The 17616-nt window shown below is 52.1% G+C and carries 17 protein-coding genes and 1 other annotated feature; of the genes, 12 read left to right on the forward strand and 5 right to left on the reverse strand.

Annotated elements, in window-relative coordinates; translation table 11 throughout:
* Positions 1–26: 26 nt before the first annotated feature.
* Positions 27–1253: a multifunctional transcriptional regulator/nicotinamide-nucleotide adenylyltransferase/ribosylnicotinamide kinase NadR gene (gene nadR, locus BN2591_RS07635; protein ID WP_086870398.1), complete on the forward strand. Its 1227-nt coding sequence runs from the start codon at positions 27–29 to the stop codon at positions 1251–1253.
* Between the two features lie 45 nt (positions 1254–1298).
* Here the strand turns inward: nadR and BN2591_RS07640 are convergent, their stop codons facing one another.
* Together BN2591_RS07640 and ettA are read right to left on the reverse strand one after the other, a co-directional pair.
* A complete protein-coding gene (locus BN2591_RS07640; RefSeq protein WP_086870400.1) occupies positions 1299–1793 on the reverse strand; it encodes a response regulator transcription factor in 495 nt (164 codons plus the stop codon).
* A gap of 325 nt (positions 1794–2118) precedes the next feature.
* Positions 2119–3786 carry an energy-dependent translational throttle protein EttA gene (gene ettA, locus BN2591_RS07645; protein ID WP_086870402.1) on the reverse strand — a complete coding sequence of 556 codons (1668 nt, stop codon included), beginning with the start codon at positions 3784–3786 and terminating at the stop codon, positions 2119–2121.
* A gap of 214 nt (positions 3787–4000) precedes the next feature.
* Between ettA and sltY the strand changes: the two genes are divergently transcribed.
* Together sltY and trpR are read left to right on the forward strand one after the other, a co-directional pair.
* Complete coding sequence (gene sltY, locus BN2591_RS07655) at positions 4001–5941, forward strand: murein transglycosylase (RefSeq protein WP_086870404.1); 1941 nt, start codon at positions 4001–4003, stop codon at positions 5939–5941.
* A gap of 74 nt (positions 5942–6015) precedes the next feature.
* Positions 6016–6345, forward strand: a complete 330-nt coding sequence (gene trpR / locus BN2591_RS07660; protein WP_017457853.1) for a trp operon repressor — start codon at positions 6016–6018, stop codon at positions 6343–6345.
* Here the strand turns inward: trpR and yjjX are convergent.
* A complete protein-coding gene (gene yjjX / locus BN2591_RS07665) occupies positions 6336–6851 on the reverse strand; it encodes an inosine/xanthosine triphosphatase (RefSeq protein ID WP_086870406.1) in 516 nt (171 codons plus the stop codon). The two genes, trpR and yjjX, sit on opposite strands and share 10 nt — an antisense overlap.
* Positions 6852–6950: 99 nt before the next feature.
* Between yjjX and gpmB the strand changes: the two genes are divergently transcribed.
* Positions 6951–7598, forward strand: a complete 648-nt coding sequence (gene gpmB, locus BN2591_RS07670; RefSeq protein ID WP_017457855.1) for a 2,3-diphosphoglycerate-dependent phosphoglycerate mutase GpmB — start codon at positions 6951–6953, stop codon at positions 7596–7598.
* Here the strand turns inward: gpmB and robA are convergent.
* The gene (gene robA, locus BN2591_RS07675; protein ID WP_086870408.1) at positions 7595–8470 is read right to left on the reverse strand and encodes an MDR efflux pump AcrAB transcriptional activator RobA; all 876 of its coding nucleotides are present in this window, start codon (positions 8468–8470) and stop codon (positions 7595–7597) included. The two genes, gpmB and robA, sit on opposite strands and share 4 nt — an antisense overlap.
* A gap of 214 nt (positions 8471–8684) precedes the next feature.
* Here robA and creA point away from each other — a divergent pair, with 214 nt between their 5' ends.
* Genes creA through creD form a run of 4 tightly spaced genes read left to right on the forward strand, consistent with a single transcriptional unit; the run spans position 8685 to position 12714 of the window.
* Positions 8685–9158 (forward strand): protein CreA, encoded by a 474-nt coding sequence (creA, locus tag BN2591_RS07680; RefSeq protein WP_086870410.1) that lies wholly within the window; start codon positions 8685–8687, stop codon positions 9156–9158.
* Positions 9159–9163: 5 nt separating this feature from the next.
* Positions 9164–9859: a two-component system response regulator CreB gene (gene creB, locus BN2591_RS07685; RefSeq protein WP_086870412.1), complete on the forward strand. Its 696-nt coding sequence runs from the start codon at positions 9164–9166 to the stop codon at positions 9857–9859.
* Positions 9859–11283, forward strand: coding sequence for a two-component system sensor histidine kinase CreC (gene creC, locus BN2591_RS07690; RefSeq protein WP_086870414.1), 1425 nt, complete (start codon positions 9859–9861; stop codon positions 11281–11283). Before creB ends, creC begins: the two co-directional genes overlap by 1 nt.
* Positions 11284–11340: 57 nt before the next feature.
* A complete protein-coding gene (gene creD, locus BN2591_RS07695; protein WP_086870416.1) occupies positions 11341–12714 on the forward strand; it encodes a cell envelope integrity protein CreD in 1374 nt (457 codons plus the stop codon).
* A 42-nt stretch (positions 12715–12756) separates the two neighbouring features.
* Here the strand turns inward: creD and arcA are convergent, their stop codons facing one another.
* Positions 12757–13473 carry a two-component system response regulator ArcA gene (arcA, locus tag BN2591_RS07700; RefSeq protein WP_003856501.1) on the reverse strand — a complete coding sequence of 239 codons (717 nt, stop codon included), beginning with the start codon at positions 13471–13473 and terminating at the stop codon, positions 12757–12759.
* Between the two features lie 94 nt (positions 13474–13567).
* Here arcA and yjjY point away from each other — a divergent pair, with 94 nt between their 5' ends.
* From yjjY to thrA, 4 genes are all read left to right on the forward strand, one after another.
* Positions 13568–13708 (forward strand): YjjY family protein, encoded by a 141-nt coding sequence (gene yjjY, locus BN2591_RS07705; RefSeq protein ID WP_086870418.1) that lies wholly within the window; start codon positions 13568–13570, stop codon positions 13706–13708.
* Positions 13709–14106: 398 nt separating this feature from the next.
* The gene (locus tag BN2591_RS07710) at positions 14107–14793 is read left to right on the forward strand and encodes a tRNA/rRNA methyltransferase (RefSeq protein WP_086870420.1); all 687 of its coding nucleotides are present in this window, start codon (positions 14107–14109) and stop codon (positions 14791–14793) included.
* Positions 14794–15004: 211 nt separating this feature from the next.
* Positions 15005–15073, forward strand: a complete 69-nt coding sequence (gene thrL, locus BN2591_RS07715) for a thr operon leader peptide (protein ID WP_110093700.1) — start codon at positions 15005–15007, stop codon at positions 15071–15073.
* Positions 15012–15129 (forward strand) — a sequence feature (Thr leader region). It overlaps the preceding gene by 62 nt.
* A 23-nt stretch (positions 15130–15152) precedes the next feature.
* Positions 15153–17615, forward strand: coding sequence for a bifunctional aspartate kinase/homoserine dehydrogenase I (gene thrA / locus BN2591_RS07720; RefSeq protein ID WP_086870422.1), 2463 nt, complete (start codon positions 15153–15155; stop codon positions 17613–17615).
* The last annotated feature ends 1 nt before the right edge of the window (position 17616 follow it).

A 17616-nucleotide genomic window follows, 5' to 3' on the forward strand; every position in this document is an offset into this window, starting at 1 on the left:
CTAATGATTTTTTGCAGGAGGCAACAATGTCGTCATTCGACTACTTAAAAACCGCGATTCGCCAGAAAGGCTGCACGTTACAGCAGGTGGCCGATGCCAGCGGTATGACCAAAGGCTATTTGAGCCAGCTGCTGAATGCCAAAATTAAGAGCCCCAGCGCGCAAAAACTTGAGGCGCTGCACCGCTTTCTCGATCTGGAGTTTCCCCGTCGGCAGAAAAGTATTGGTGTGGTTTTCGGCAAGTTTTACCCGCTGCATACCGGCCATATCTACTTAATTCAGCGCGCCTGCAGCCAGGTGGATGAGTTGCATATCATCCTTGGTTATGACGAAACGCGCGATCGCGAGTTGTTTGAAGACAGCGCGATGTCGCAACAACCGACGGTGAGTGACCGTTTGCGTTGGCTGCTACAGACCTTTAAGTACCAGAAAAATATTCGTATTCATGCTTTTAACGAGGAGGGCATGGAGCCGTATCCGCACGGCTGGGATGTCTGGAGTAAAGGCATCAAAGCGTTTATGACCGAAAAAGGCATCACGCCAGACTGGATTTACACTTCCGAAGAGGCTGATGCGCCGCAGTACCGGCAGCATCTGGGGATTGACGCGGTACTGGTCGATCCAAAGCGCACCTTTATGAATATCAGCGGTTCGCAAATCCGCGAGAACCCGTTCCGTTACTGGGATTATATTCCGACGGAGGTGAAGCCCTTTTTTGTGCGCACGGTGGCGATTCTGGGCGGAGAATCCAGTGGTAAATCGACGCTGGTTAATAAACTCGCCAATATCTTCAATACCACCAGCGCATGGGAATATGGTCGCGATTACGTCTTTTCTCATCTTGGTGGTGACGAAATTGCGCTGCAATATTCTGATTATGACAAAATTGCTCTCGGACATGCGCAATACATCGATTTTGCCGTGAAGTACGCCAATAAAGTGGCGTTTATCGATACGGATTTTGTCACCACGCAGGCGTTCTGCAAAAAATATGAAGGCCGCGAACATCCTTTCGTTCAGGCTTTGATTGATGAATATCGTTTTGACCTGGTGATCCTGCTGGAAAATAATACGCCGTGGGTGAATGATGGCCTAAGAAGCCTCGGCAGTTCAGTCGATCGCAAGGAGTTTCAGGATTTATTAGTGACGATGCTGCGGGAAAATAATATCGAGTATGTGCGTGTTGAAGCCGCAGATTATGACTCACGTTTTTTACAGTGCGTCGACCTGGTAAAACAGTTAATGGGGCCGTAAGCTGAGGGCAGGCCGGTCTGGTATATTCCGCGGCCTGTATATCGGTTAGTTTGCAGGTTGATTACGAAAGTTCTCCCAACGGTTATGCACCTGCGTCAGCGCGGCGATTGACGGCTGATTCACCTTTTTTAACATATTATATTTGTGCGTACTGACCGTTTTGATATCCAGCCCACTGTGAATTAGCCTGCTTTTCTTGTTACCTGCACTAATAATATGGCTAAGCAGCATTCTCTCTTTTTGTGTTAGTGTAATTTTCAATTCCTGACCTTGTTTATTTCGCCACGATTTATGTTTTAACGTGTGGAATATTTCGGTTAGTTTTGTGTCTTTTTTGATTTTCAAAAATGAATACAATAGGTAGCATTCAAATGCATTTTCGTTTTTTATTATTCTGTTCAGTGTCGATAATGTAGTGATAATAATAAAGTTATTATCAAAATCTAAAATAACATCGTTACTATCCAGTATTATTTCTTTTTGCTTAATAAATGTCTGTAATCCGTTTTTAAGAAAAACATCTTCCGTAATGATATGCATTAATTATAACCATGCGTTCATTTATTAACTAAGGTAATGAGTATCATGTTAGCGTCTGGTCTTAGCGTTAAGCAATATAGAGACAAAATGGCAAATACTAAAAGCATTAGTCTGTTAAAATGAAATTGCTGGATGCTTATTCTATGGGGTAAGTTTTATTCAGGATTTTAGTTTTAGATTATTTCTGCAATGAATGCATCTGCCTCTGGATCGCGGCGAAGATAGTATAAAAACAAATAAACTTTTTTATGCGCTTATTACAGAGGATTTCGCTGAGCGTTTGGGAGGAAAGCGAATGGGTCTCCCCATTCGCTTTTGTCTCGGCTTATTTGGCGATACGTTTGTACTTAATACGCTTCGGCTCCAGCGCATCCGCACCCAGCGTGCGTTTCTTATACTCTTCGTATTCGGTGAAGTTACCTTCGAAGAACTCCACTTTGCCCTCGTCCTGGTAATCCAGAATGTGGGTGGCGATACGGTCAAGGAACCAACGGTCGTGCGAGATAACCATCGCACAGCCCGGGAATTCAAGCAGGGCGTTTTCCAGCGCACGCAGGGTCTCGATATCCAGGTCGTTGGTCGGTTCGTCAAGCAGCAACATGTTGCCGCCAACCTGTAACAGTTTTGCCAGATGCAGACGACCGCGCTCACCGCCGGACAGCTCGCCCACGCGTTTACCCTGGTCGGTGCCTTTAAAGTTAAAGCGGCCAACGTACGCGCGGCTTGGCATTTCAGTGTTACCGATGCGCATAATGTCCAGCCCGCCGGAAACTTCTTCCCACACGGTTTTGCTGTTATCCATCGCGTCGCGGAACTGATCAACCGAGGCCAGTTTGACGGTTTCACCCAGCGTAATGGTGCCGCCATCAGGCTGCTCCTGGCCGGACATCATACGGAACAGCGTGGATTTACCTGCGCCGTTCGGGCCGATAATGCCGACAATCGCGCCTTTCGGCACGGAGAATGACAGGCCATCAATCAGCTGGCGATCGCCGTAAGATTTACTGAGGTTGCTGACTTCAACCACTTTATCGCCCAGGCGAGGTCCCGGTGGAATAAAGAGTTCGTTGGTTTCGTTACGTTTCTGATATTCAGTGCTGTTGAGTTCTTCAAAGCGCGCCAGACGGGCTTTGCCCTTAGATTGACGGCCTTTCGTACCCTGACGCACCCACTCCAGCTCTTTCTCAATAGATTTACGACGGGCCGCTTCCTGAGAGGCTTCCTGCGCCAGACGCTGATCTTTCTGCTCCAGCCAGGAAGAGTAGTTGCCTTCCCACGGAATACCTTCACCGCGGTCTAGTTCGAGGATCCAACCGGCGACGTTATCGAGGAAGTAACGGTCGTGGGTAATCGCCACCACGGTGCCTTCGAAGTCGTGCAGGAAGCGCTCCAGCCAGGCAACGGACTCGGCGTCCAGGTGGTTGGTGGGTTCGTCGAGCAGCAGCATGTCCGGCTTTTCCAGCAGCAGACGGCACAGCGCGACACGACGGCGTTCACCACCGGAAAGATTGGCAATTTTTGCATCCCAGTCCGGCAGGCGCAGCGCGTCGGCGGCGCGTTCCAGTTGCACATTCAGATTATGACCGTCATGCGCCTGGATAATCTCTTCCAGCTTGCCTTGTTCTGCCGCCAGTTTGTCGAAATCCGCTTCTGGATCGGCATACAGCTCATACACTTCATCCAGACGTTTCAGGGCCTCGACCACTTCGGATACGGCTTCTTCAACCGATTCACGTACGGTCTGCTCCGGGTTCAACTGCGGTTCCTGCGGCAGGTAACCGATCTTAATGCCAGGCTGCGGGCGGGCTTCACCTTCGATGTCTGTATCGATGCCGGCCATGATGCGCAGCAGGGTAGACTTACCGGCACCGTTAAGACCCAGCACGCCGATTTTTGCGCCCGGGAAGAAGCTTAGCGAGATATTTTTCAGAATATGACGTTTCGGCGGGACAACTTTGCCGACACGATGCATGGTATATACGAATTGAGCCACGTTGGACTTCGCCTCTTTGTAATGAGAGTGGTATTCAACAGCGGAGTGTAGCCGTTTTCGCGGCTTAATCCCAGCCAGCCGCGACGGGTGTGTTAAATCACGCCAGAAAGGTAAAAAAGTGTGCGCAACGTGGCGCGTTACGAGTTGCCCGGTTAGCATTAACGCATTACGCGGCATGACGCTGCAAAAACGTGACAGATAAGAGGAAAGAGCTGTGCAGAGAGCTAAACATGCCGCCTGGCGATTCGCGGCGGCCTGCGTTTGTTTGCTGTCCCTCAGCAATGTGGCGCGAGCAGATTCACTGGATGAACAACGTAACCGTTACGCGCAGATAAAAAACGCATGGGACAACAAACAGATGGACGTGGTGCAGCAACTGCTGCCCACGCTCCAAACCTATCCGCTTTACCCCTACCTGCAATATCGTCAGATTACCGACGATCTGATGAATCAACCCGCCATTACGGTGACTAACTTTGTGCAGGCCAACCCGACGCTACCGGCGGCGCGCACGCTGAAATCTCGCTTTGTTAATGAGCTGGCCCGTCGGCAAGACTGGCGTGGTCTGCTGGCGTTCAGCCCGGAGAAACCCGCTACCACCGAAGCGCAATGTAACTACTATTTTGCGAAGTGGAATACCGGCCAGGCCGATGAAGCATGGGCTGGCGCGAAAGAGCTGTGGTTAAGCGGCAAAAGCCAGCCTAATGCGTGCGATCAGCTATTTGGCGCATGGCGCGCTTCCGGGAAACAGGATCCACTCGCCTTTCTGGAGCGTATTCGCCTGGCGATGAAAGCGGGTAATACCAAACTGGTCACGCTGCTGGCCGGGCAGATGCCGCCTGATTATCAAACCATTTCGGCGGCTATCATTAATCTTGCCAACAATCCATTGAGCGTGATGTCCTTTGCCACCACCACCGGCGCAACGGATTTTACCCGTCAGATGGCTGCGGAAGCCTTTGAAAGCGTAGCGCGTCAGGATGTGGAAAATGCGCGCCTGATGATCCCGTCGCTGGTGCAGGCGCAGCAGTTGAATGAGGAACAAACCCAGACGCTGCGCGATATTGTCGCATGGCGGTTGATGGGCAATGACGTCACCAGCGATCAGGCGCGCTGGCGCGATGATGCGATTATGCGCTCGCAATCGGTCTCTTTGCTGGAGCGTCGGGTGCGTATGGCGATTGGCAACGGCGATCGTCGTGGGCTGAATACCTGGCTTTCGCGCTTGCCGATGGACGCAAAAGAGAAAGACGAGTGGCGCTACTGGCAGGCGGATTTATTGCTTGAGCGCGGACGCGAGGATGAAGCCAAAGAGATCCTTCACGCCCTGATGAAGCAGCGCGGTTTTTACCCGATGGCCGCTGCGCAGCGGCTGGGTGAAGATTACTCTATGCAGATAGACAAAGCGCAGGGAAATGTCTCCACGACGCTAACGCAGGGCGCAGAAATGGCGCGCGTTCGTGAACTGATGTACTGGGGGCTGGATAACACCGCGCGCAGCGAGTGGGCGAATCTGGTGACCAGCCTAACCCAGCAAGAGCAGGCGCAGCTGGCGCGTTATGCTTTTAATCAACACTGGTGGGATCTGAGCGTGCAGGCCACGATTGCCGGCAAGTTGTGGGATCAACTTGAAGAGCGTTTCCCGCTGGCGTATAGCGATCTTTATGCCCGCTACACCAGTGGAAAAGGGATTTCGCAAAGCTATGCGATGGCGATATCGCGCCAGGAGAGTGCCTGGAACCCGACGGCGCGCTCCCCGGTTGGCGCGGCAGGTTTAATGCAGATTATGCCGGGTACCGCCACGCACACAGTGAAGATGTTTAATATTCCGGGCTACAGCAATTCTGGCCAATTGTTTGATCCGGAAATGAATATCAACATCGGCACCAGCTACCTGCAATATGTCTATCAGCAGTTTGGCAATAACCGTATCTTCTCGTCGGCAGCCTATAACGCCGGGCCGGGAAGGGTGCGTAGCTGGTTGAATAACAGCGGCGGCAAACTGGATGCGGTGGCGTTTATTGAGAGCATCCCGTTCTCGGAAACGCGCAGCTATGTGAAAAACGTTCTGGCTTATGATGCTTATTACCGCTATTTCCTGAACGGAGATAAGCCTGTAGTGTTTAATGATGCTGAATGGCAGCGCCGTTATTGATTTCTGTGGTTTATGCTATGATGTGTACTCGCTAAAGAGTACACATCGGTAAACCTTTAACATGGCGGCTAATTATGACTCAGCAATCACCCTATTCCGCAGCGATGGCCGAACAGCGCGATCAGGAGTGGCAACGCTTCGTTGATCTGGTCCGGCAATCTTACGAAAAGGATCTGCACATTCCATTGCTTAATCTGATGCTTACGCCAGATGAGCGCGAGTCGTTGGGCACAAGAGTGCGGATCATTGAAGAGCTGCTGCGCGGCGAGATGAGCCAGCGTGAACTGAAAAGCGAGCTGGGGGCAGGTATCGCGACCATTACGCGTGGTTCCAACAGCCTGAAAGCCGCGCCTGCTGATTTACGTTTATGGCTGGAGCAGACGCTGCTGAATACTCAGCGATAAATTGCGTTGTGAAAGGGGCTAAGCGCCAGAATCACCGCCTGGTGGTAAACGCTTTCGCGAGTGAGTTTACCTGCGGTGAAAACGCCGATGGCACCCTCTTTGCGGCCGATCTCATCAATTCCGGTATAACGCGACATGACAGGCCCGAGCGCTTCACCAGCGCGCACTTTCTGTAAAATGATCTCCGGTAGCGGCAGCGTTGCCGAGCGGGCTTCACCTTTCTGATCAGCGCTTTCTATCACCACCCAACTGAAGGTACTGCCTTCATCGATCCCGGCTTCGATTGCCACCCAAAAATCCGCTTCGGGGCGCACATGACGGGCATTGGCCACGCGATTTCGTGCGCCAGTACGCGTTTCTTCACTGCCAAACGGCTGTTCCGGTACGCCGCTATCGACGGAAACGGCGTCTATATGGCAGGATCCTTCGCCGAAGATCTCGTTAAAAGCGTGCAGAATCGCCCGAATTTTCGCGGGATTTGTGGTAGCTGAGACAACATGGTGCATAATCAATAACGGTATGTCCGGAATGAGATGCGTTCTTTTACCCCGGACAGAGACCTTCCTCAGATAATAAATTCATCGCAGTATAATGGATAAAAAAGCATGTTACAGGTATACCTTGTTCGCCACGGTGAAACGCAGTGGAACGCCGAGCGTCGTATTCAAGGCCAGTCAGACAGTCCGTTAACCGAAAAAGGGGAGAAGCAGGCGTGGCAGGTAGCTGAGCGCGCAAAAGCGCTGGGCATTACCCACGTTATTGCCAGCGACCTGGGCCGAACCCGCCGGACGGCTGAGATTATCGCTGAAGTCTGCGGTTGCGATATCACCTTTGAGCCGCGTTTGCGCGAGCTGGACATGGGCGTGCTGGAACGCCGTCATATCGATTCCCTGACTGAAGAAGAAGAGAGCTGGCGTCGCCAACTGGTGAATGGCACGGCCGATGGCCGCATTCCCGATGGCGAATCGATGCAGGAGTTAAGCGACCGTATGCATGCGGCGCTGGCAACCTGCCTGGATCTTCCCGAAGGGAGCCGCCCGTTGCTGGTCAGTCACGGTATGGCACTGGGCTGTCTGGTCAGCACGATCCTTGGGCTTCCGGCTTATGCTGAACGCCGTCTGCGCCTGCGCAACTGCTCCATTTCCCGCATTGATTATCAACAGAGCCCGTGGCTGGCTTCCGGCTGGGTGGTGGAAACCGCAGGAGACGTCTCGCATCTGGACGCCCCGGCGTTGGATGAGTTACAGCGTTAACGGCGAATGGGCACCAGATACTCGCAGCGGATGTGTGATGGCGGTTCACCGTCTGCGCGCGGCTCTTCATGCTGCGGGTAAAAATGCTCAATATCCTGGCCTTTACGGCGCGTGAGGTTAAGCATCGGCATGCACGTTCCGTAAACGGTCAGGATGAAATCCTGAAAACCGTGTGGTGAACCCTCATAGGCGAAAGAGACGTAGTCGCCGCCTTCCAGTAATACTGGCTGCGCGTTGCTCAGATAACCGTTCGCCATCTCCGGCGTTAGCGCTGTGGTGTAAAACACTTCCTGTTCGTCATCTTTTTCCAGGCTTGGGCGCGGCTCATGCAGGCCATACATTTCCGGTGGAATCTTCGGTGAATTGCTCAAAAACTCGCGCCAGAACTGAATGCGCATTTGATTACGGAAATCGGAGATCTCCTCCAGCGCGCAGGTATAGCTCTGAGTGGTGCCAATAAGGTGCATTGGCGGCAGGGTGACAAAGTCATGTTTTGGCATGGTAAATTCGCCAAGACGCATCGGCGGGCGAATGCCAAACGCGCTCCAGTCTGGTGAACGGCGATAGAGCGCAGGAGTGACAGCAAACTGTTTTTTGAAAGCGCGGGTGAAGGTTTGTTGCGAATCAAAGCGGTATTGTAGAGCAATATCCAGAATAGGGCGGGCAGTAAGGCGCAGAGCAACCGCGGATTTTGACAGACGACGCGCACGAATATAAGCGCCGATGGCATGACCGGTCACGTCTTTGAACATCCTTTGCAGGTGCCACTTGGAATAGCCCGCTTTTGCCGCCACATTATCCAAAGCGAGCGGCTGATCCAGATGGCTTTCCAGCCAGGAAAGTAAGTCGCGAATGATCCCAGCCTGATCCATACAATATCCTCTTCCTTAAAACAGCATTAACGCCTGATATCAGGCAACGGATAATAACGGGTTTTTAGGTGTTTAGCATTCGGTGTTTTTTTTGTGCACAAATACGCATTGTGACTGATTTTCATCATAAATTTTGTAAATTAGTGATCTGCAAACAGTTTCTCATTTGAAAGCTGAATAGTTGCTCACCGTAATATTCAAAAATGGTAACAATATGAAATATACAAAGTTAATCCTTCCTGCAGTAATGTTGGCCACGCTGGGCTCTGCTCATGCAGAACAAATTGGTTCCGTGGACACCGTGTTTAAAATGTTTGGGCCGGATCACAAAATCGTGGTCGAAGCGTTTGATGATCCTGATGTGAAAAATGTCACCTGTTACATCAGTCGGGCGAAAACCGGGGGCATCAAAGGTGGGCTGGGGCTGGCGGAAGACACGTCCGACGCCGCTATCTCTTGCCAGCAGGTTGGTCCGGTTGAGTTGAGCGATAAGATCAAAAACGGTAAGGCACAGGGCGATGTGGTTTTCCAGAAACGGACGTCGTTGGTCTTCAAGAAATTGCAGGTGGTGCGTTTTTATGACGCGAAACGTAACACACTGGCGTATTTGGCTTATTCCGATAAAGTGGTCGAAGGATCGCCGAAAAACGCCTTAAGCGCAGTACCCATCATTCCCTGGAGTAAATAAGCCCAATGTCTACGCCGCAACCGCTGATCTGGCTGGTAGAGGATGAAACCAGCATCGCTGAAACGTTGATTTACATGTTGCAACAGGACGGTTTTGCCGTCACCGCGTTTGAGCGAGGTTTACCGGTGCTGGATGCGGCGCAGCAGCGGCTGCCGGAGCTGGCGATTCTGGACGTCGGTCTGCCGGATATTAGCGGTTTTGAACTCTGTCGGCGGCTCTTGGCGCGCGCACCCGCGTTGCCGGTGCTGTTTCTTACCGCGCGCAGCGATGAAGTCGACAAATTGCTGGGGCTGGAGATGGGCGCGGATGATTACATTGCCAAACCCTTTTCTCCCCGCGAAGTATGCGCCAGGGTACGCACTGTGCTGCGCAGGTTGCAAAAAGCATCTCTTCACCATGAAATGCGGCGAATCGGCCAGTTTGAGTTGGTCGAGGACGCCGCGATTATTCGCTGGTGCGGCGAAACGCTGCTGCTGACTCGCTACGAATTTTTATTGTTAAAAACATTACTGTTGGCACCAGGACGTGTTTTTTCTCGCCAGCAATTGATGGATCAAGTCTGGAGCGATGCTCAGGAGAGTTTCGATCGCACTGTCGATACTCATATCAAGACTTTGCGCGCCAAGCTACGCGCCATCAATGCTGAACTCACTCCTATCAATACACATCGCGGTATGGGCTATAGCCTGGGGATCCGCTGATGCGCATTGGCATGCGCCTGTTGCTGGGGTATTTCCTGATCGTGGCGGTTGCCGCGTGGTTCGTGCTGTCGATCTTTGTTCAGGAGATCAAACCCGGCGTACGACGTGCCACCGAAGGTACGCTTATTGATACCGCGACACTGCTGGCGGAGTTGGCTCGCGAAGATTTGCGTTCTGGTCATGCACAGGATGGCCGCCTGGCGCAGGCGTTCTCGACGTTAAATCACCAGCCAATCAATGCGCATATCAGCGGGATCCATAAAGTGCGCAATGAGTATCACGTCTACATGACCGACAGCACCGGGCGCGTGGTGTTTGATTCGTCTGGAAAAGCGCTGGGTGAAGACTACTCACGCTGGAATGATGTCTGGCTGACGCTGCGCGGGAATTACGGCGCCCGTAGCTCGCTGGCGGATGCCCGTAACCCGCAGAGTACGGTGATGTATGTTGCCGCCCCGGTGACCGATCAAGGTCGCATTATCGGTGTCATCAGCGTGGGTAAGCCAAACAGCGCGATGGATCCGGTGATTAAACGCAGCGAGCGGCGGATCTTATGGGCTGGCGGCGCGCTGCTGGGTATTGCGCTGCTCATTGGTGCAGTCATGGTCTGGTGGATAAATCGCTCGATTGGCAAGCTGGCGCGCTACGCCGATTCGGTTACCGAAAACCGCCCGGTTCCTTTACCTGAACTTGGAAGCAGTGAGTTGCGCAAACTGGCGCAGGCGCTGGAAAGTATGCGTGTGAAACTGGAAGGTAAAAACTATATCGAGCAGTATGTTTACGCCCTGACCCATGAACTGAAAAGCCCGCTGGCAGCCATTCGCGGCGCGGCGGAGATCTTGCGGGAAGGACCACCGCCAGAAGTCGTGACACGTTTTACCGACAATATTCTTACGCAAAACAGCCGCATGCAGACTCTGGTTGAGAAGTTGTTACACCAGGCAAAACTGGAAAACCGGCTGGAAATTACGTTGGCGGCAGTGGACATCGGTATGCTTTTTCGACAGTTGCAGGAGCAGCGCGGCGTGGTGTTGTCGGCGAAAGGCTTAACTCTGCATATTGACGCCGCGGATGCGGTGGCGGCAGGGGATAGCGAACTACTGGCTCAGGCGTTGGGCAATTTACTGGATAACGCCATTGATTTTACACCGCCTGGCGGTGTGGTCGCGTTACGCGCCAGCCGGGAAGCTGAAGCGCTGGTGTTAACAGTCAGCGATAGCGGTTCAGGTATCCCGGATTATGCACTGCAGCGCGTTTTCGAACGCTTCTACTCCCTGCCGCGTGCCGACGGGCAAAAAAGCAGTGGGCTGGGGCTGGCTTTTGTTCAGGAAGTCGCACGGCTACATCATGGTGATATTAGCGTCCTGAACCGCCCGCAAGGGGGTTGCGAGGCCCGGCTGACACTTCACCCACACTTCACATAACTTCAAATCCTTCACACATAGCCTCGCTACTCTGCGCACATCACTAAGGAGAAGGCTATGTTGAAATCCCCCCTGTTCTGGAAAATGGTAACGCTGCCAGGTTGTCTTTGTGTTCTGCTTATCCCGCTGACGCTGCTGAGCGGCTTAATTGGCGAACGCGCGAATTATCGTAACGATGTGACGGATACGCTGCGCCAGAGTAGCGCTGGCAGTCAAAAATTGATCGGGCCGTTGATTGCCATCCCGGTGACCGAAACGGTGGTTTCCCTGGAAAAAGCCAGTGACAACGAGGCGCCCAAAGAGGTGCGGCGTAAACAAAGTTATCTTCGTTTTTGGTTACCAGAATCGCTGATGGTTAACGGCAAACAGCAGGTCGAAACCCGTAAGATCGGCATTTATGATGGGCAAATCTGGCACAGCGACATTGAGATCAACGCGGAGTTCGACCCAAAGCGGCTGGATATCAAAGCCGATGAGAATGTCTCTCCCGGCGAGCCATTTCTTGTTCTAGCGTTGAGTGATTCGCGCGGTATTGGCCAGTTGCGTACCACCCGGTTGAATGGCGAGACACTCAGCGTTGAGCCAGGAACCGGGCTGGCAAGCGATCTGCAGGGCGTGCATATGCCATTGTCGATGGCGAACTTGCAGCAATCGCTGAAGCTATCCATGGCGTTTAGTCTGAGCGGAACCGGTGATTTTTCCGTGGTGCCGCTGGGGCGAAATAGCGAGATGACACTGAATGGCGACTGGCCGCATCCGGGTTTTATGGGCGATTTTCTGCCGGAACAACGCACGGTGAGCGCCAGTGGTTTTCAGGCGCACTGGCAAAGTAGTTGGTTTGCCAACAATCTGGACAGCAAAATGCGAGCTGCCGGAGCGCTGTCTGTCAGCAAAAGTTGGGAATTACCTGCTTTTAGCGTCAATATCGCTACACCCGCTGATCAGTACCAGTTGACCGACAGAGCCGTTAAATACGCGATTTTGCTGATCGTACTGACTTATCTGGCATTTTTCGTTTTCGAAAGTTTAACCGCGCGGCAGATGCATCCGATGCAGTATTTGCTGGTGGGGCTATCGCTGGTGATGTTCTACCTGGTATTACTGGCGCTTTCTGAACATACCGGATTCACCATTGCCTGGGGAGTTGCCAGCTTGCTTGGTGCATTACTAAACGGTGTTTATTTACAGGGCGTACTGAAAAGCTGGCGTGCGGGTTTGTCGTTTTGTCTCGCACTGTTAGTTCTTGATGCGGTGATGTGGAGCCTGTTGAACTCAGAAGATAATGCGCTGTTGCTCGGCACCGGTGTTTTGTTTATCGCTCTGAGCGCAGTGATGGTGTTGACGCGCAAGATCGACTGGTATGCGCTTTCTGGTTCTGCAAAGAAAATACCGCAACCAGTGAGTGACGAAGAATTACGCATCTGGAAATAAAAAAAGCGGCACTTAGTGCCGCTTTTTCATCATTATTCTGGCTTATTCCTGCAAATCACCGCAGAAACGGTAACCTTCACCGTGAATGGTGGCGATGATTTCCGGGGTGTCCGGCGTCGATTCGAAATGTTTACGAATACGGCGGATAGTTACGTCGACCGTACGATCGTGTGGCTTCAGTTCACGACCGGTCATTTTTTTCAGCAACTCAGCACGAGACTGGATTTTGCCTGGGTTTTCGCAGAAGTGCAGCATCGCGCGAAATTCGCTGCGCGGCAGCTTATACTGCTCGCCGTTCGGGCTAATCAATGAACGGCTATTGATATCCAGTTCCCAACCGTTGAATTTGTAGCTGTCAACGCTGCGGCGTTCTTCGCTAACCGTGCCCAGATTCATGGTACGGGACAGCAGGTTGCGCGCGCGGATAGTCAGCTCGCGTGGGTTAAACGGTTTGGTGATGTAGTCGTCGGCACCAATTTCAAGGCCCAGAATCTTATCGACTTCGTTATCACGGCCCGTCAGAAACATCAGCGCGACATTCGCCTGTTCGCGTAATTCACGCGCCAGCAAAAGACCGTTTTTACCCGGCAGATTGATATCCATGATCACCAGGTTGATATCATTTTCAGAAAGGATCTGATGCATTTCAGCGCCATCTGTCGCTTCAAAGACATCGTAGCCTTCTGCTTCGAAAATGCTTTTTAACGTGTTGCGTGTTACCAACTCGTCTTCAACAATAAGAATGTGCGGGGTCTGCATGTTTGCTACCTAAATTGCCAACTAAATCGAAACAGGAAGTACAAAAGTCCCTGACCAGCCTGGTGCATGTCGAAAATTAACATGACGGCGTAACATGACTAAAGTACGTAATTGCGTTCTTGATGCACTTTCCATCAACGTCAACAACATCATTAGCTTGGTCGTGGGCACTTTCCCTCTGAACCCGACAGTGTCAAAAACGGCTGTCATCCTAACCATTTTAACAGCAACATAACAGGCTAAGACGTAAATGACACCCAATAAAACTACGCTTCGTTGACATATATCAAGTTCAATTGTAGCACGTTAACAGTTTGGAGAAATCTTGATAGCCAAATGCTAGCGTTTCTTACAATTTTTCAATAAACCAACTAGTTGCGCATATTAATTGATAAACAGGGCGAATCCAATACAAGTGGGAAATTCTGTATTAAAATGCCATGAATAAACATAGGGATAAGTCCCTTCTGTTAACATCTTAGCAGGTAATATCACTGATAAATAGTTTAGCTTTTTTTAACCGTAGACAAGGGCTAAATCAGTGATTTGTGTTACATAATTGTAAATTCGCACCGCGTAGTATGATGACAAAGGTCACATTTCCCCGTGGTCTCAGTAAGAAGAGAAAGTAAAATGGAATTGGCTGTTGTTCTTGTCTCCCCCGCGAGAGCGGAAAATGTCGGCGCCGCTGCCCGCGCGATGAAAACCATGGGGTTTAGCGATTTGCGTATCGTTGACAGCGAGGCGCACTTGCAAGACGGTGCACGCCGCGTGGCGCATGGATCCGGCGATATCCTTGATAATATTAAAACTTATACAACTCTTGCCGACGCGCTGGCGGATATTCCTTTTACCATCGCTACCACTGCGCGCAGCCGGGCGAAATTCCATTATTACGCGACGCCTGCGGAACTGGTTCCATTGTTACAAGAGAAAAGTACTTGGTTGAGCAGTGCTGCGCTGGTGTTTGGTCGTGAGGATTCCGGGCTCACCAATGAAGAACTGGCGCTGGCTGATATTTTAACGGGTGTTCCAATGGTGGCGGATTATCCTTCACTTAATCTCGGCCAGGCGGTGATGGTTTTCTGCTATCAATTAGCATCTTTAATGAAACATACTCCGAAAGAGGCAGCCCCGGTTGACGGCAATCAGTTGCAGGCGTTGCGTTTGCGAACTCGCGGATTACTGGAAAAATTAGGCGTAGCGGATGACATTAAAATGGCCGACTGGCTCGATCAGCGTCTTGGCCTTTTGGAACAGCGCGACACCGCAATGTTGCATCGTTTGCTGCACGATATCGAAAAAAAACTCGCCGAGTAAATCGCTGTCATAATGTTTTTTTATAGTTAAAGTCACTGCGATATATGACGAGAATGATCCTAATAGGTTGAAAATGACGTCTGTTGTGGCGCAGCCGGGAATATCGGCAACAGGGCGAAAAATAAAAATAAATTGACTTGAGCAGGCAGATACTTTAACCAATATAGGCATACAGCACAGACAGATAATGATTACAGAGCACACAACATCCATGAAACGCATCAGCACCATTACCACAATTACAACCATCACCATTACCACAGGTAACGGTGCGGGCTGACGCGTACAGGAAACACAGAAAAAAGCCCGCACCTGAACAGTGCGGGCTTTTTTTTCGACCAGAGATTAAGGGGTAAACCATGCGAGTGTTGAAGTTCGGCGGTACATCAGTGGCAAATGCAGAGCGTTTTCTGCGTGTTGCCGATATCCTGGAAAGTAATGCCAGGCAGGGGCAGGTAGCCACCGTGCTTTCTGCCCCGGCGAAAATTACTAACCATCTGGTGGCAATGATCGAAAAAACGATCGGCGGCCAGGATGCCATTCCGAACATTAGCGACGCCGAGCGTATCTTCGCCGACCTGCTGCAAGGGCTGGCGGATGCGCAAGCTGGGTTTCCTCTCGCACAATTAAAAGCGTTTGTTGAACAAGAGTTCGCGCAGATTAAGCACGTCCTGCATGGTATCAGCCTGCTCGGCCAGTGTCCGGACAGCATCAACGCTGCGTTAATTTGCCGTGGTGAGAAACTCTCTATCGCCATCATGGCAGGGTTACTGGAAGCGCGTGGTCACAAAGTCAGCGTTATCGATCCGGTTGAGAAATTGCTCGCTGTCGGCCATTACCTTGAATCAACGGTCGATATCGCTGAATCTACTCGCCGTATCGCCGCCAGCCGCATTCCTGCGGATCATATGGTGCTGATGGCCGGTTTCACTGCCGGAAACGAGAAGGGCGAGCTGGTGGTACTTGGGCGTAACGGCTCCGACTACTCTGCTGCCGTGCTTGCGGCATGTCTGCGCGCAGATTGTTGTGAGATCTGGACCGATGTCGACGGCGTTTATACCTGCGACCCGCGCCAGGTGCCAGACGCCAGGCTGCTGAAGTCGATGTCGTACCAGGAAGCTATGGAGCTCTCCTACTTCGGCGCCAAAGTTCTTCACCCTCGCACCATTACCCCCATCGCACAGTTCCAAATTCCTTGCCTGATCAAAAACACCGGAAACCCGCAAGCGCCGGGTACGCTGATTGGCGCGACCTCTGATGAAGATGGTCTGCCGGTAAAAGGCATTTCGAATCTGAATAACATGGCGATGTTCAGCGTCTCCGGTCCGGGGATGAAAGGCATGGTCGGCATGGCGGCACGTGTCTTCGCCGCGATGTCGCGCAACGGCATTTCCGTCGTGTTGATCACTCAATCCTCCTCGGAGTACAGCATCAGCTTCTGTGTGCCGCAATCCGATTGCGCCCGTGCCCAGCGCGCCATGAGCGAAGAGTTCTATCTCGAATTGAAAGAAGGGCTGTTGGAGCCGCTGGCGGTGATGGAGCGTCTGGCGATCATCTCTGTCGTCGGTGACGGTATGCGCACATTGCGCGGAATTTCGGCGAAGTTCTTTGCGGCGCTGGCGCGCGCAAATATTAATATTGTGGCGATTGCTCAGGGCTCCTCTGAACGCTCGATCTCTGTGGTGGTTAGCAACGACGATGCCACCACCGGCGTGCGCGTCACGCACCAGATGCTGTTTAACACCGACCAGGTGATCGAAGTCTTTGTGATTGGCGTTGGCGGCGTCGGCGGTGCGCTGCTGGAACAGCTTAAGCGCCAGCAAACATGGCTAAAAAACAAACATATTGACCTGCGTGTTTGTGGTGTGGCGAACTCGAAAGCGCTGTTGACTAACGTTCATGGCCTGAACCTGGATAACTGGCAAGCGGAACTTGGCGAAGCCAAAGAGCCGTTTAACCTGGGCCGCCTGATTCGCCTGGTAAAAGAGTATCACCTGCTGAACCCGGTAATCGTTGATTGTACTTCCAGCCAGGCGGTGGCCGACCAGTATGCGGATTTCCTGCGAGAAGGTTTCCACGTTGTCACGCCGAACAAAAAAGCCAACACCTCATCGCTGGATTATTACCACCAGTTGCGTCGCGCAGCGGAAAAGTCGCGGCGTAAATTCCTGTACGACACGAATGTTGGCGCGGGCTTGCCGGTGATTGAAAACCTGCAAAACCTGCTGAATGCGGGTGACGAGTTGCAGCATTTCTCCGGCATTCTTTCCGGTTCCTTGTCGTTTATTTTCGGCAAGCTGGATGAAGGGGTGAGCCTGTCGGCGGCAACGAATCTCGCCCGCGAAATGGGCTACACCGAACCGGATCCGCGAGATGATCTCTCCGGTATGGATGTGGCGCGTAAACTGCTGATTCTGGCGCGCGAAACCGGTCGTGAACTAGAGTTGTCGGATATCGTCATCGAACCGGTGTTGCCGGCGAGTTTTGACGATTCAGGCGATGTCGAGAGTTTTATGGCGCGTCTGCCGGAGCTGGAAGATGATTTTGCCGCGCGAGTCGCAAAAGCGCGCGATGAAGGTAAGGTGCTGCGTTATGTTGGCAACATTGAAGAAGATGGCACTTGCCGGGTGAAAATCGCGGCAGTCGATGGCAACGATCCGCTGTTCAAAGTGAAAAACGGCGAGAACGCGCTGGCGTTCTACAGCCACTATTACCAGCCGCTACCGCTGGTGCTGCGCGGGTATGGCGCGGGTAACGATGTGACGGCAGCGGGCGTGTTCGCCGACTTGCTGCGCACTCTGTCCTGGAAGTTAGGAGTCTGAG

It is taken from the genome of Kosakonia pseudosacchari, assembly GCF_900184035.1.
GTDB lineage: Bacteria > Pseudomonadota > Gammaproteobacteria > Enterobacterales > Enterobacteriaceae > Kosakonia > Kosakonia pseudosacchari.